The organism is Celeribacter naphthalenivorans (genome assembly GCF_020524585.1).
Lineage (GTDB): Bacteria > Pseudomonadota > Alphaproteobacteria > Rhodobacterales > Rhodobacteraceae > Celeribacter > Celeribacter naphthalenivorans.
On the sequence record NZ_JAIVLK010000003.1, the window covers coordinates 300,681 to 315,239 of the forward strand.

Sequence of the window (14,559 nt, forward strand, 5' to 3'; positions counted from 1 at the left end):
AGCCATTGATTTCGGGTTAAGGTCGGAAAAAATATGGAAACGCCGTTAAGGCGGAGTTACCTAGTTCTCCAAACAGACATGAGGACGACATGGCTCAATCTCGCACTCAGCCCCGTGCATGGCAACGGATGCTTTCCGGCCGCAGGCTCGACCTGCTGGACCCGACACCGATGGACATCGAGATCGAGGATATTGCCCATGGTCTGGCCTTTGTAGCGCGTTGGAATGGGCAAACCTCGGGCGATTACGCCTATTCGGTCGCCGAACATTCCATTCTGGTCGAGGAGATTTTTCGCCGTCTCTATCCCAATGAACCGATCAAATGGCAGCTTGCCGCACTTTTGCATGACGCCCCGGAATATGTGATCGGCGATATGATTTCACCGGTCAAAGCCGCGATTGGGCCTGATTACGGCGAGTTGGATGATCGCCTGACCGCCGCGATCCACATTCGCTTTGGGCTACCGGCGAAAATTCCGGTGACGATCAAGAAAAAGATCAAAAAGGCGGATATGGTGTCGGCTTGGCTGGAGGCCACTCAGATTGCCGGATTTTCCATTGAGGAGAGCAACAAGCTCTTCGGCAAAATGAACCCCGATTTGGTCGGCGATCTGAACCTTCACCTACGCCCACCAGTCGAAACCCGCAAAGCCTTTACCGCGCGCCATGCGGCGCTGATGGCGGCACTTTGACCTGTGAAAAACCGAGCTTTTCAGGCATTGCCCTCAGTTTGGCAAACCATGCTGCACGGGCGGTTTGTCGTGCGAGGCGCCGATTGGCCATAAAAGCACGGCGATGATGCAGCTCGGGTGAGGGTGCATCCTGCGCAGACATCAGTTCCGTGGCCATGATGTGTAACATTGGTTTTCTCCCGAAAAGCTCGACACATCGGCGATCTACCAATTATATTTGATACATCCCACTCAGGGATTTTTTCAAATTGTAAGAATATCTAACATATGACCGAGATCGACTGGCGCCGCATTCCCTCTCTTTCGAGCCTCAGGGCCTTTGAGGCCACCGCCCGTCTGGGCAGTTTCACAGCGGCAGGCGCGGCACTGAACGTGACCCATGCGGCGATCACACAACAGGTCCGTGCACTTGAAAAGGAGTTGGGGCTGACCCTGTTACAGCGCGAGGGGCGCGGGATGGGTCTCACCGTTTCCGGCCGTCAGTTGGCGACCTCCCTATCAGACGGGTTTTCAACGATTGCCGAGGGGATCGAGCGCCTGCGCGGCACACCTGCCTCGCGCGGATTGCGCGTCACCTGCACACCCGCGTTGTCCTATGCCTTTATTATCCCACGGCTGGGTCAGTTTTGGGACGCACACCCGGATATTCCCGTTTCCCTGACCCCCTCCGGCTCTGTCGATGATCTCAAGCGTCAGCAGTTTGATCTGGGGATCCGAACCGGCAAGGGGGACTGGCCGGGTCTTGATGTCGAATATCTTTGGACCACCCGCGTCATTCTTGTCGCCAGTCCGATCCTGATCAACAAACATGGCGGCAACATGAACGACTTGCCGCTTAGCGTCATGCCTTGGATCAAATCGCGAACCCAATACAATGACGATGATCTCTACCGTGAATGTGGTTTGGAACCCGGGCTCCTCCCTGCGATTTACATTGAGGGGCAGGCCGAAAGTGTTCAGGCGGTGATGCGCGGTGTGGGTCTGACCTTTGTCTCGGAGATCGCGGTCAGTGACGATCTGGCGAGCGGCGCCTTGGTTCGCTTGCCCTATGAACTGAGCCAGAGGTTCACCTATTACGCCGCCACCCCGAAGGGCGTGGAGCGCAATTCAACCCGCGTCTTCATCGACTGGCTCAAGACACTTGCGCCCAGCGCCACTTAGCGCGGCGAGCGTTTTGCCAAGATGCGTTGAAGCGTGCGGCGGTGCATATTGAGGCGGCGAGCCGTTTCCGAAACATTGCGGTCGCAAAGCTCATAGACCCGCTGGATATGTTCCCAACGCACACGATCAGCGGACATCGGATTTTCCGGCGGCGGCGGCAGTTCATCGCCGGTGGAGACCAGCGCGTGCACAATGTCATTCGCATCGGCAGGTTTCGACAGATAATCCGTCGCGCCGATTTTCACGGCCGCGACAGCCGTCGCAATGGCACCATAACCGGTCAAAACGACGATGCGGCTGTCCGGGCGTTTTTCACGCAGAACTTCGACCACATCGAGGCCATTGCCATCTTCCAACCGCAGATCGACCACGGCATAGGCCGGCGGACGCGCAGTTGCGATGGCTTTGCCTGCGGCGACGGACCCGGCCATTTCGACATCAAAGCCGCGTTTTTCCATGGCGCGCGCGAGGCGACGCAGAAACGGTTCGTCGTCATCGACCAACAAAAGCGACTTGTCTGCGCCCAGTTCCAAAATCTCGTCCGCGTCCATCCCGGATCTCCCGCCATCGCATAAATCTGATAATTTAGATGTGTTTTAGAACGCCTCTAAGGCAGGGTCAATTTTTACCCTGCTGTTACTCAGCGGCATCCATGAAACAGGCCACACGATCCGCCATCTGTTCCGGCGTATCGTCGCGCTTGAAGAAATCGACAAATCCGACCTCCGGGAACACCAGATAGGTGAACGTCGAGTGATCGACGAGATAGTATTCCGGATCGCCGTCTTCCTGCTTCTTGTAGTAGGTTTTATAGGCCATGGAGGCCGCTTTCACCTGTTCCGGCGAGCCGGTGAGGCCGATCATGTTGTCATGAAACAGCGAGGTGAATTCATTGACCACCTCGGGCGTGTCGCGCTCCGGGTCAATGGAGATGAAAGCCGTCTGCGCATCGTAGCCGCGCTCATCAAGAATGCGCAGAGCATCGGCGTTGCGCATATTGTCGAGCGGGCAGACATCGGGGCAAAAGGTGTACCCGAAATAGAGGATCGTCGGCTTGGTGAAGACATCCTGATCCGTGACGGTCACGCCATCTTCGCGCACCAGCTCGAAAGGCCCGCCAATCGCACCGGCGCCGCCACTGACAGCAGACGCCCGGCATTGCGCAAAGGCATCATCGCCGACAGGGCGGGTGACAAACCACAGACTTCCACCGATCACAGCGGCCATCACGGTCGTCGCCACAAGGGCAATGGTTTTCGTAGACATGTTCATCCTCCTGTGCGCAGTGCCTTGATCGCCTTGACGCCACGTGATGTGCATCAGCGAATAGCCTTTTGCATTTGCTCCGTCCCTCAGATCAATTGCAAAAGGCTTGCACAAGGGTCTTAATGCCGCAGAAGGTCAATTACACGCATGTTTGAAACCAAAGACGATCTGATACCTGTCGAAAGACGATCCGACTGGGTGCGCCTGCGCACTTTGGTGGCCGTGCGCTGGATCGCCATTTCCGGTCAAATCGCCAGCATCCTGGTCGCGATCTTTCTGTTTAACCTGCATTTGGAGATCGGCTTTTTCGCCATTGTCATCGGCGCATCCGTGATCCTCAATATCGTTGCGAGTTTCGTTTACCCGGAGAACACGCGGCTGAGCGAACGCGGCGCGACCTTGATGTTGCTCTTCGACATCACACAGCTTTCGGCCCTGTTGTATTTCTCCGGCGGCCTGACAAATCCGTTTTCTGTGCTGATCCTCGCCCCCGTGTCGATCTCCGCCTCTGCGCTGCGGCCGAAATCCTCGATTTTCAACGGCGCTGTTGCCATCACCTTTGTGACTCTTCTGGCCCTCTATCATGTGCCCTTGCATATGGCCGATGGGGCTGAGCTGATCATTCCCGACATTTTCCTCTTTGGGAATTGGGCCGCCATCGTCATCGGCGTGCTGTTCCTCGGTGTATTTTCCTGGCGCGTGACCTCGGAAATTCATACCATGTCGCAGGCGCTTCTGGCCACTCAGATGGCCTTGACCCGCGAACAGAAACTCACCGACATCGGCGGTGTTGTGGCGGCGGCTGCGCATGAATTGGGAACGCCGCTTGCAACCATCAAACTTGTGTCCAGCGAGCTGGTCGACGATCTCAAGGACCATGACCTTCTGCGCGAGGACGCTCAGCTGATCAACGAGCAGGCGGATCGCTGTCGTGACATCCTTCATTCGATGGGGCAGGCGGGGAAGGACGATTTGCATATGCGTTTTGCGCCCCTGCAAGCCGTGATCGAGGAAGCGGCACAGCCCCACACCAGCCGCGGCAAAACCGTCAATCTCGAAGTGTTGGGATCGGAAGACGGCTCAGAGCAGCCCTATGTCTATCGCCGTCCGGAAATCATTCATGGGATGCGCAACCTGATCCAGAACGCTGTGGATTTTTGCGAAACCACGGTTTGGGTCGACATCCTGTGGAGCAAACGCCGCATCACACTTCGGATCATCGACGATGGGGCTGGTTTTCCACCCTCAGTGATCGGCCGCATTGGCGATCCCTTCATGCGACACAGGCGTTCGGAGAAAGAGGTCGAAAAGCGGCCCGGCTACAAAGGTATGGGGCTTGGGCTCTTTATCGCAAAAACGCTTTTGGAGCGTACCGGCGCAGAGATGAGTTTTGCGAATGGCTCAGATCGGCACGATATGCATCTGCACGCCGGGCGTCGTTCCGGGGCGATTGTTGAGCTGAGCTGGCGACGAGACCTCATCGGCGTTCCAGAGGGAGAACAAAACAAGGCCTTGGGAGAAAACACGCCACTCAAAGCGTAAATCGAGCGGCTTCTTTAGGGTTTGGATACCTGTTTTAACGGAGCGTTAACTAAAATTTCCCACACTCCGCCCATCGTAAACGCATCGCTGTTTGATGGGAATCACATGTCAGTCGACCTCCTGATCACCTTGGCCATCCTGCTCGCCGGTAGTCTCGGCGTCGCCTTTCTTGTGCTCTACAGCCTCGCCTGGCTGGCCAGTCGCAAGGAAGAGGAAAAGGCGATCGCGCTCGACACGCAGGACAACGGCATCGTTTTTCTCTTCGATGACGAAAACCTCGTGAATGCCACGCCTTCCGCACATAGCGTCATGGCCGCTGCCGTCGATGTGGGGTCCGATTGGTCACGGCTTTTGTCCGTCATGATCACCAAATTCCCGACGCTTCAGCATGAGATCGCCGAACTGGCAGAACGCGGCAAAATCATTCTCGAGTCCCGCGACGGGAGTGCCGTGCTTCAGTGTGAATGGCGCAACGGATTGGCGCGGATCACCCTGATCGATCACGAAACGGGGCACAGCCATATCGACATGGATCGTCATTCTCTCATGGCGATGGAACAAGAGCTGGAAACACTGCGGGCGACCACGGAACACGTGCCCTTCCTCGTCTGGCGCGAGCTTGAAGATGGCACGATCAGCTGGGCCAACAGTGCCTATATCTCTCTCGCAGACAGTCTTTCGGACGACAACGATGTCCCGAGCTGGCCGCCCGCATCGCTTTTCGAGACGCATTTGCTGGCCAACACCGGTGCGAGTGAATCCCGTCGCCTTAACCTGAAAGATAAGGCCGGCGATGCGCATTGGTATGACATTTACCGATTCAAAATCGGTGAGGATTATCTCTATACCGGCAGCAGTGCGGATCGCACCGTGAAAGCCGAGGAAACTCTGCGCGAGTTCACGCAAACGCTGACGAAAACCTTCTCGCATCTGACCATTGGTTTGGCGGTTTTTGACCGCAATCGTCGGCTTGCGCTGTTCAATCCGGCCCTGACGGATCTAACCTCTTTGCCTGCTGAATTCCTGATCACGCGTCCGGCTTTGACCTCCTTTTTGGATCGCCTGCGCGACAGCCAGATGATGCCGGAACCCAAGGATTACAAATCCTGGCGTCAGGAGATGGCCGCCCTGGAAAACGCCGCCGAAGATGGCACCTATGAAGAGGTTTGGACCCTTCCGGGCGGCATGACCTATCGGATTTCCGGACGCCCGCACCCCGATGGCGCCATCGCGTTCCTGTTCGAAGACATCTCCGCAGAAATGTCCCTGACCCGTCGTTTCCGTTCCGAAATCGAAACCGGACAAGCGGTTCTGGACAGTCTCTCGGAAGCCATTGCGGTCTTTTCCAGCGAGGGCATGCTGATCATGGCGAATTCCGCCTACACAAGCCTCTGGCGCCTCGAGCAAATGGAAGGCATTCGCGAAACCAGCATTACGGATGCGACCCGCGTCTGGCATGCGAAATGTGCGCCCACTCCGATGTGGGGTGAGCTTCGCGATTTCGTGAGCCGTGCCGGAGAGCGCAGCGAATGGATCAGCCAAACCCGCCTGTGGGACGGTCGTCGTCTGAATTGCCGCTTCGTTCCCTTGCCGTCCGGACAAACCCTCATTGGCTTTTCCCCGGAAGAACGGCCAAGCGCGCTGCGTCCAACCCTTCGTCCGCAGGCGCATGACACGCAGTTTATCGAGTTGTGACGCGGGTGCGTGACGTCTTGCCCTTGTGTCCACTGTGAGGGGGCCTAAAATCAGACACCACACGTCTGATACAAAGGCCAAACTCCGTGACCACCACACTCGATGCGCGCGACACAAAGATGGATCGCGCTCAACTTCTCGAAAATTTTGTGGCGAATAGCCCATGGGCCGCATCACAGTCCGTTGCGCTGGCCGGTGATGCCTCCCGCCGTCGCTACCATCGATTGACGGATGCCTCATCCGGTCGCACGGCCATCCTGATGGATGCGCCGCCAGAGGCCGGTGAAGATGTGCGGCCTTTCGTGAAAGTAGACGCCTATTTGTCCGGCATCGGCCTGTCCGCACCCGAAATTTATGCCGCTGACGAACAGCTTGGGTTTTTGATCCTCGAGGATTTCGGCACGGATTTGTACGATCAAGTCTGTGCGCAGAACCCTGAGCTCGAGGCCGGCCTTTATGATGCCGCAGTAGATGCGCTTGTCACCCTGTGTTCCGCAGAACCGATGCAGGGGCTGGAAGATTATGTTCCCCGCATGACCGATTTGGCGCTGTCTTGTTATCGCTGGTACGCCGAACCCATCCTTGGCCGCGATATGGCGGATGAGAAAGCTCTGACGCACGCCGCTCTTCAGCCTTTGGTCGACAGTCTCGGCACAGAGCGTGTTACAATCCTTCGCGATTACCACGCCCAAAACCTTTTGTGGCTCCCCGAAAGGGAAGGGGCCGCTCGCGTCGGCCAGCTTGATTTTCAGGACGCCATGCTGGGCCCGATCGCCTATGATTTGATTTCACTGACGACAGATGCCCGACGCGATGTTTCCGAGGAAATTCGCAATCGCTGCATGGCGCGTTTTTGTGATCAGTTGGGCTTGAATCGGGTCGATTTCACGCGTCAGGCGGCGATTTGTTCCGTTCAGCGTAATCTCCGCATTCTGATGGTCTTTGCACGTATGTCGCTGCACTTTGGCCGTATCAGCTATGTTGACCTGATCCCGCGCGTTTGGGGGCATCTCCAACGTGATTTGGACCACCCCGATCTTCAGGAGCTTGCAACCTTGCTGCGCGCGCATCTCCCGGAACCTGACCTCGCAGCCCTACAAACGCTCAAGGACAAATGCGGTACAATCCCAACTCTGCAATGATCTTTTGTGCCGGTCGCGGCACACGGATGAAGGCTCTGACAGAAACCCGCCCGAAACCTATGATCGAGGTGGGCGGGCGGCCCTTGGTCGATCATGCTCTGGACCAACTCGGTGACATTCCGCATCGTGTCGCCAATCTGCACTATCTTCCCGATCTGCTCGAAAAACACCTTCATTCCGCTGGATTAGAGACTGTTTTCGAGGAAGATCTTTTGGAAACCGGTGGTGGTCTCAAAAACGCGCTCCCGCATTTCGATGGTGATGCGGTGTTCACCATGAACACCGATGCCGTTTGGAAAGGTCCTCTGGCTGCTGAGATTTTGTCCGACGCCTGGCAGCCGGACAAAATGGACGCGCTTTTGTTGATTATCCCCAAATCACGCACGCATGCGCATCTTGGCACCGGTGATTTCGACCTCTCACCTGACGGCCAAATCCGTCGCGGGCAAAGCTACATCTACACAGGCATGCAAATTTTAAAAACAGCCCCCGTTGCCGCGATTAAGGACAGTCATTTTTCGCTCAACCGTGTTTGGGAGGATATGTTCGCCCAAGGTCGCATTTTTGGTGTCGAATATAGTGGTCATTGGTGCGATGTCGGTCACCCGGAAGGCATTGAGATTGCCGAAACCATGTTAAAGGGCCTCTAATGTTCACATCAGATGAAAGCCCGGCCCTATTTGGTGTCCCATGCGGCGCACATTATCCATCTGCTGTCAAAAACGGCCTACTCACACGTCTTGAGGGCATGCCGCCCGACATGTTGGCGCGGACCGAAATATTCGTAAACACCTCGCGGATGAAAAAGGAAATTCAAGAGGTTTTCGAAGACGGATCGACCCGATTCCTGCCAAAATTGCGTCTTTTGTCTCATCTCGGGATGGATCATGAGTTCATGGATCTCCCTGTCCCGATCAGCGGGTTGAGACGACGACTTGAACTGGCACAGCTCGTGTCACATTTTCTAAAACAAGAACCCCAATTCGCCACGCGGTCCTCCGTATTCGACCTGTCTGACAGCCTCGCGCTTCTCTTTGCTGAGATGCAGGACGAGGGCGTGAAGCCGGAAGATATTCAAAACCTGAAAGTTCCGGATGCTTCCGGCCATTGGCAGAAATCGCTTCAATTTCTGTCGATCCTTTTCGGGCTTTTCGCAGATGACGGCTCTGTCGAATTGAGCGGCGAGGATCGTCTGCGCCTTGTCATTGAACGCCTTGAGACGACGTGGAAAACGTCACCGCCCGAACATCCAGTTCTCGTCGTGGGCTCAACCGGTTCACGCGGTATGACCGCGCGATTTATGTCTCTGGTGGCCAAACTCCCGAAAGGTGCCGTCATCCTTCCTGGCGTCGATTTTGATATGTCTGCCGAGGTTTGGAACCAAATTTACTCGGAAGAGCGCATGGCCGTCGAACATCCGCAGGAACGGATGGCGCGAATGGCGTATCGACTAGGTGTGAGACCTGATCGCATCCAGAGGTGGGATGGCGACACGCAAGAAAATCAGAGCCGAAACCGGCTTGTTTCTCTGGCTTTGCGTCCAGCGCCGATCACCGATCAATGGATGCGAGAGGGGCCCGCGTTTCAGAATGTCGAAGGCGCCACGCAAGAGCTTACCCTGATCGAAGCCCCGGATATGCGGCTTGAGTCGAATGCAATCGCACTCGTCCTGCGTCGAGCGGTACACGATGGCAAAACCGCCGCGCTCGTCACGCCGGATCGCGATCTGGCGCGACGTGTCACAGCTCTTTTGGGGCGTTGGAATATTGTGCCGGACGACAGCGCAGGTATTCCGCTGAACCAAACCCCACCCGGACGGCTTTTGCGTCATGTTGTGGGGCTGATCGGGCGCGTTTTATCCTCTGAAGATTTGCTGGTCCTCTTGAAGCATCCGCTCTGTGCCCGCGGCACCCGAGACGATGCCCCACAAGAGGATGCGCGCGGTTTCCACCTGCTTTGGACCCGCGAGCTTGAGGTACATCTGCGTCGCAAAACGCTCGCCTTCCCGACCCGTGAGAACCTTCTGGAGTGGGCGATTAAATCTGGCGAAGACAAGGACGACAAAGACGCGCGGCTGTCATGGGCCGGCTGGGTCGCAGATCAAAGTGAACACTTTCATCATACTGCAGAGGGGTCGCTCAAAACTCACCTCGATCGCCTGATTCAGCTGAGTTCGAGACTGGTTATGGGGCCAAACTCTACGGATGACAGCGAACTTTGGGCACAACATGCCGGTCGCGAGGCGCGTCGCGTTGTCGAGACCCTGCATCGTGAAGCGGATCACGCTGGCACCATGACCACCATGGAGTTCGGCGATCTGTTCCGGGCCATTCTGGGTCGCGAAACCGTCCGCGATCCATCTCCGAAACATCCGCAGGTTATGATTTGGGGGACACTTGAAGCGCGCGCGCTCGGTGCCGATTTGGCCATTTTGGGTGGTCTGAATGAAAACATTTGGCCGCAAAGCGTTGGGCAAGACCCTTGGTTCAGCCGCGATATGAGACGCCAAGCCGGACTTTTGTCGCCGGAACAAAGCATCGGCCTGTCAGCGCACGATTTCCAACAAGCTGTCGCCGCCCCCGAGGTCATTCTGACCCGCGCGAAACGCGATGCAGAGGCGGAGACGGTCGCCTCGCGCTGGCTTATTCGCCTGACCAACCTCATGTCCGGGATGTCCGATGCGGGGCGCACCGCCTTGGAACACATGCGCGCGCGCGGTTCCGAATGGATTGCGCTGGCGGAACATTTGGACAAGCCAGAGTTTACCCTGCCGTCCGCCAAACGACCAAGCCCGCGTCCGCCCGTTGCGGCACGCCCGCGGCAGCTTTCCGTGACGCGTGTCGAAACCCTGATCCGTGACCCTTACGACATCTACGCAAGTCGGATTTTGCGGCTGAACAAGCTCGATCCCCTGAGCCGTGAGCCCGATGTGCGCGAAAGAGGCACAGCACTCCACGCGATTATGGAGAGCTATCTGTCGCAAATCGGTGAGGAAAGTCATGAGGAGGCGCTGGCGCGTTTTCTGACGGTGGCCGAAGAGGTTTTGGAACGCGAAGTGTCCTGGCCGTCTGCGCGCAGGGTTTGGTTTGGCCGTGTCCGGCGCATTGCCGATGGGCTTGTCACGCGTGAGCGCGAAAGATTGGCCAAGGGCACGCCTGTCGGGATCGAGGCAAAAGGCGCTATGCATGTGCCCGAGGTGGATTTTTCACTGACCTGCAAGGCCGATCGGATTGATCGCAAAGAGGACGATACTTTCGTCATTTACGACTATAAATCCGGATCTCCGCCGACGGAAAAGCAGACGAAAATCTTCAACATTCAGCTTCATCTCGAAGCGGCGATGATGGAAGAGGGCAAATTTGAAAATGTGCCGATGGGGCGCGTGTCCGAAGTGGCCTATCTCGGATTGAACAACACGCTTTCGGAAACCGTCCTGCCACTTGAGCCCGCCGAAATTGATGAGGTCAAAGAAAAGCTGGTGCAGTTGATCCGCTCCTATGACAACCCGAACCTTGGGTATTCCGCGCGGCGGATGATGAAAACTGTGCGCTTTGAGACGGATTTCGAACATCTGTCCCGCTACGGAGAATGGTCCGACGCCGACACGCCTGTGCCGGAGGATTTGGAATGACCGAGATGAACGAAGCCACCCGTCGCCAGCTCATGGCGGCGCGGCCTGATATGTCGACTTGGGTGTCGGCCAATGCAGGCTCAGGCAAGACCAAGGTGTTGACGGATCGCGTGGCGCGCCTGTTGCTCGACGGCACACCACCGCAGCACATTCTCTGTCTGACCTACACCAAGGCGGCCGCCGCAGAGATGCAGAACCGGTTGTTCAAGCGGTTGGGTGATTGGGCAATGCTGCCTGATGCGGAACTGATCAAAGAGCTCACGACTCTTTCCCCTGAAAAGCAGCTTGATTCCGAGATTTTGCGTCACGCACGCACCCTGTTCGCTCGTGCGATTGAGACGCCGGGCGGTCTGAAAATTCAGACGATTCACTCGTTTTGTAGTGCACTCTTGCGTCGCTTTCCGCTTGAGGCGGGCGTGTCGCCGCAATTCAAGGAAATGGACGAACGCCAATCGCGGCGGATGGTGTCGGAGATCGTTGAAGACATCGCTCTTGGGCCACGCCGAGAAGTCATCGACGATGTTGCACTTTACGTCAGCGATCTTGATCTGACGGATTTGGCGCTCAGTGTGGTCGCCAAACGCGATCAGTTTTTGCACTACCCCGAGCAGGCTGACATTTGGCGCTGGTTTTCACTGCCTGAGGGCTATGACGAAGCACGGCTCATGGGAGATGTCTTTCTTGGCGGCGAAAAAGAGATGCTTCTTGACTGCGCGGCCCTCATGGAAAGCTCGAGTGCGGCGGATCAGAAAGTCGCCGTATTTTTTCGGTATTGGGCTCGATTAGAGCCTGATTTAAACTTGGTCGAAAGCCTGTGTGACAAGCTTTTGGCCGGTGAAAAAGCCAAGACCAACCCGCTCGGTACGAAATTCTACGCGCAGCACTCAAGCCTTCCAACACGAAAACTGATCGACGCACATCCCGGCGCTTTTGATCGCCTAGAGGCCTTTATGAAGCGTGTGGAGGCGGTGAGACCGCATCTCTTTGGTCTCAAAGACGCGCGCAAAACGCTTGCGCTTCATCGCTTTGCGCAAGAAATTCTGCCACTCTACATGGAGCGCAAAGCGCAGCTTGGCCTGTTGGATTTCGACGATATGATCCGCCGTGCACGAGATCTTTTGTCAATCTCGAACGTGTCGCAATGGGTGCTGTATCGCCTCGATGGTGGGATCGACCACATCCTTGTGGATGAGGCCCAAGACACCAGCCCCGATCAATGGCGCGTTGTGCAACTTTTAGCCGGGGAGTTCACAGCGGGCGAGGGCGCGCGGGCGGATGTGACCCGGACGATCTTTGTCGTGGGCGATCACAAACAGTCGATTTACTCCTTTCAAGGCGCCGCACCCGACGCCTTTGATGAGATGAAAGCGCATTTTGGCGAGCGTTTGAATGCCGTCGGTCAGCCGCTTCAAGACCTCTCGCTGCAATATTCCTTCCGCTCTTCACCTGCTATTTTGACGGCGACCGACAAAGTTTTTGCGGCGGTCAATGGCGAGGGCGTTGGAGGTATCCCGGAGCATATCGCGTTTTTTGACGACATTCCGGGGCGAGTGGACCTTTGGTCTTTGGAAGAGCCCGAGGACCTGTCGAAAGAGGATAAGGAGGAGCGCGAGAAAGAAGAAAGCCGATGGGAAGACCCGATTGATGTGATCCACCCGGAGGAGCCGAACCCGAGACTGGCGAAACGGATCGCTAATTTCGTGGCCGAACAACTCGCTCATGGCTCTATTCCTGAAAAAAACGGGGTAGGGCGGCGGATCGAACCCGGCGATATTTTGATTCTTGTTCAAAGGCGCTCCCCTTTGTTCCGTCTGATCCTCAAGGAGCTAAAATCCCACCCCGCCGCGATCCCTGTCGCCGGGGCGGATCGCATGACGCTGGGCGAAGAAATGGCGGTCAAAGACCTGCGGTCTCTGCTCGCATTTCTGTCCCTGCAAGACGACGATCTGGCGCTCGCCGAAACATTGAAATCTCCGCTTTTCAACTGGTCGGAACGCGATCTCTACCAACTCGCTCATGGTCGAACGACGATTACGCTTTGGCGGTCGCTCTATGAGCGGCGGAAGGAGTGGCCGGAGACCTACGCAGTTCTCGAAGACTTGCGACAAACCTCTGATTTCCTTCGACCTTACGACCTGATCGAACGCGTTCTGATCCGTCATGAGGGACGGCGCAAATTCATCGCGCGCCTTGGCAAAGAGGCCGAAGACGGACTCGATGCGCTTTTGCATCAGGCGCGCAATTATGAGACTTCGGAAACGCCCAGTCTCACGGGCTTCATCGCCTGGCTCGAGTCCCAAACCATCCAACTCAAACGTGTGCTCGATGAAAACTCGAACCTCGTGCGGGTGATGACGGCGCATGGCTCGAAAGGGTTGGAAGCGCCCATCGTGATCCTGCCTGACACGTTGAAAACGCTGCGTGAAACGCGGGATGAATTCATCACACCGCAAGAAGGTCAGATCGTTTGGAAAGGCGCCTCGGGTCAAAGGTCCGATCTGACAAAAGAGACCCTAAACCAGCTCAAAATGCGTGATCTGGAAGAAGATCGGCGTCTTTTGTATGTGGCAATGACCCGTGCCGAAAAATGGCTGATCGTTTGTGGTGCGGGCAAGGATACGCCGGGAACGTGGTACGATCTGGTGAAAAACGGAGTGAGTGCCCTTGAGACGGATAGCGTTGAACTCGCCGGCTTCATGGGGACGCGCTATGCCATCGGCGACTGGCCAGAGGCGTCAAAGTCGCCGAATTCTGTGCGGGAAAAAGATGGTTTTTTGCCGGATTGGGCTCGAATCTTTGCCGAAGCCCCCTCCGAGAGAACACAGCGCATCTCGCCGTCTGACCTCGGCGGCGCCAAGGCGCTTTCCGGGGAAGAGACCAGTCTCGACAAAGAGGCCGCAATGCGCCGCGGGAGCCAGCTTCACAAGCTGATCGAAGTCTTGCCGGAGGTGAGCGAAGAGCGTCGCGAAGAGGTGGCGCGCTTTGTTCTTTCCGCGGGCGAAGAAGCCGCTCTCGAAAGTGAAATTCCCAAACTGATGCACGAGGCGCTAGGTGTTCTCAATCAGACCTATGACTGGGATGTTTTTGGCCCACATTCGCTGTCAGAGGTGCCCTATACAGCCACACTCACCACAACTCTCGGCGACCAGATCATTCAGGGCATCATCGACCGCCTGATCATCACACCCGAAAAAGTGCAGATCGTGGATTACAAATCCAACACCGTGATCCCGGAGCGCGTCGAGGATATCCCAGAGGGTCTTTTGCGCCAACTCGGCGCCTATGCGCAGGCCTGTCAGGAGATTTACCCGGATCGGGAAATCGAAGTGGCGCTTCTTTGGACAAAAACCGCCACGCTGTGCCCTGTTCCTCTCGATATCGTGATGGCAAGTCTGGCTTGCACCGCCACATCTTGACCCAACAGAGGCAG

At 56.5% G+C, this 14,559-nt stretch carries 10 protein-coding genes; 8 read left to right on the forward strand and 2 right to left on the reverse strand.

The window, feature by feature from the left end; all coding sequences use genetic code 11:
• The first annotated feature begins 89 nt into the window (after window positions 1-89).
• Both LC094_RS08090 and LC094_RS08095 read left to right on the forward strand, forming a co-directional pair.
• Window positions 90-692 carry an HD domain-containing protein gene (locus LC094_RS08090; protein WP_226551622.1) on the forward strand — a complete coding sequence of 201 codons (603 nt, stop codon included), beginning with the start codon at window positions 90-92 and terminating at the stop codon, window positions 690-692.
• A gap of 267 nt (window positions 693-959) precedes the next feature.
• Entirely contained in the window at window positions 960-1,853 is an 894-nt protein-coding gene (locus LC094_RS08095; protein ID WP_226551624.1) for a LysR family transcriptional regulator, read from the forward strand.
• Here LC094_RS08095 and LC094_RS08100 read toward each other — a convergent pair.
• Entirely contained in the window at window positions 1,850-2,404 is a 555-nt protein-coding gene (locus tag LC094_RS08100; protein WP_219783301.1) for an ActR/PrrA/RegA family redox response regulator transcription factor, read from the reverse strand. The two genes, LC094_RS08095 and LC094_RS08100, sit on opposite strands and share 4 nt — an antisense overlap.
• Before the next feature lie 85 nt (window positions 2,405-2,489).
• A complete protein-coding gene (locus LC094_RS08105; RefSeq protein WP_226551626.1) occupies window positions 2,490-3,119 on the reverse strand; it encodes an SCO family protein in 630 nt (209 codons plus the stop codon).
• A gap of 147 nt (window positions 3,120-3,266) precedes the next feature.
• On the opposite strand from LC094_RS08105, the gene regB reads away from it, so the two are divergent.
• The 6 genes from regB (at window position 3,267) to addA (ending at window position 14,545) form a co-directional block, all read left to right on the forward strand.
• Window positions 3,267-4,661 carry a sensor histidine kinase RegB gene (regB, locus tag LC094_RS08110; RefSeq protein ID WP_226551629.1) on the forward strand — a complete coding sequence of 465 codons (1,395 nt, stop codon included), beginning with the start codon at window positions 3,267-3,269 and terminating at the stop codon, window positions 4,659-4,661.
• Window positions 4,662-4,766: 105 nt separating this feature from the next.
• Entirely contained in the window at window positions 4,767-6,356 is a 1,590-nt protein-coding gene (locus LC094_RS08115; protein WP_226551631.1) for a PAS-domain containing protein, read from the forward strand.
• A gap of 86 nt (window positions 6,357-6,442) precedes the next feature.
• On the forward strand, window positions 6,443-7,498 hold the full coding sequence (locus tag LC094_RS08120; RefSeq protein ID WP_226551633.1) for an aminoglycoside phosphotransferase family protein: 1,056 nt from the start codon (window positions 6,443-6,445) through the stop codon (window positions 7,496-7,498).
• Window positions 7,471-8,148, forward strand: coding sequence for a nucleotidyltransferase family protein (locus LC094_RS08125; protein WP_226551635.1), 678 nt, complete (start codon window positions 7,471-7,473; stop codon window positions 8,146-8,148). Before LC094_RS08120 ends, LC094_RS08125 begins: the two co-directional genes overlap by 28 nt.
• Window positions 8,148-11,129, forward strand: coding sequence for a double-strand break repair protein AddB (addB, locus tag LC094_RS08130; protein ID WP_226551637.1), 2,982 nt, complete (start codon window positions 8,148-8,150; stop codon window positions 11,127-11,129). Before LC094_RS08125 ends, addB begins: the two co-directional genes overlap by 1 nt.
• On the forward strand, window positions 11,126-14,545 hold the full coding sequence (addA, locus tag LC094_RS08135; RefSeq protein WP_226551639.1) for a double-strand break repair helicase AddA: 3,420 nt from the start codon (window positions 11,126-11,128) through the stop codon (window positions 14,543-14,545). The genes addB and addA overlap by 4 nt, the downstream gene beginning before the upstream one ends.
• Window positions 14,546-14,559: the final 14 nt, after the last annotated feature.

Bases quoted from the DNA above. Each gene is read 5' to 3' on its own strand.
- addA (WP_226551639.1), top strand. From the start codon at position 11,126: ATGACCGAGATGAACGAAGCCACCCGTCGCCAGCTCATGGCGGCGCGG.
- LC094_RS08100 (WP_219783301.1), bottom strand. From the start codon at position 2,404: ATGGACGCGGACGAGATTTTGGAACTGGGCGCAGACAAGTCGCTTTTG.
- LC094_RS08125 (WP_226551635.1), top strand. From the start codon at position 7,471: ATGCGGTACAATCCCAACTCTGCAATGATCTTTTGTGCCGGTCGCGGC.
- LC094_RS08095 (WP_226551624.1), top strand. From the start codon at position 960: ATGACCGAGATCGACTGGCGCCGCATTCCCTCTCTTTCGAGCCTCAGG.
- regB (WP_226551629.1), top strand. From the start codon at position 3,267: ATGTTTGAAACCAAAGACGATCTGATACCTGTCGAAAGACGATCCGAC.
- LC094_RS08115 (WP_226551631.1), top strand. From the start codon at position 4,767: ATGTCAGTCGACCTCCTGATCACCTTGGCCATCCTGCTCGCCGGTAGT.
- addB (WP_226551637.1), top strand. From the start codon at position 8,148: ATGTTCACATCAGATGAAAGCCCGGCCCTATTTGGTGTCCCATGCGGC.
- LC094_RS08090 (WP_226551622.1), top strand. From the start codon at position 90: ATGGCTCAATCTCGCACTCAGCCCCGTGCATGGCAACGGATGCTTTCC.
- LC094_RS08105 (WP_226551626.1), bottom strand. From the start codon at position 3,119: ATGTCTACGAAAACCATTGCCCTTGTGGCGACGACCGTGATGGCCGCT.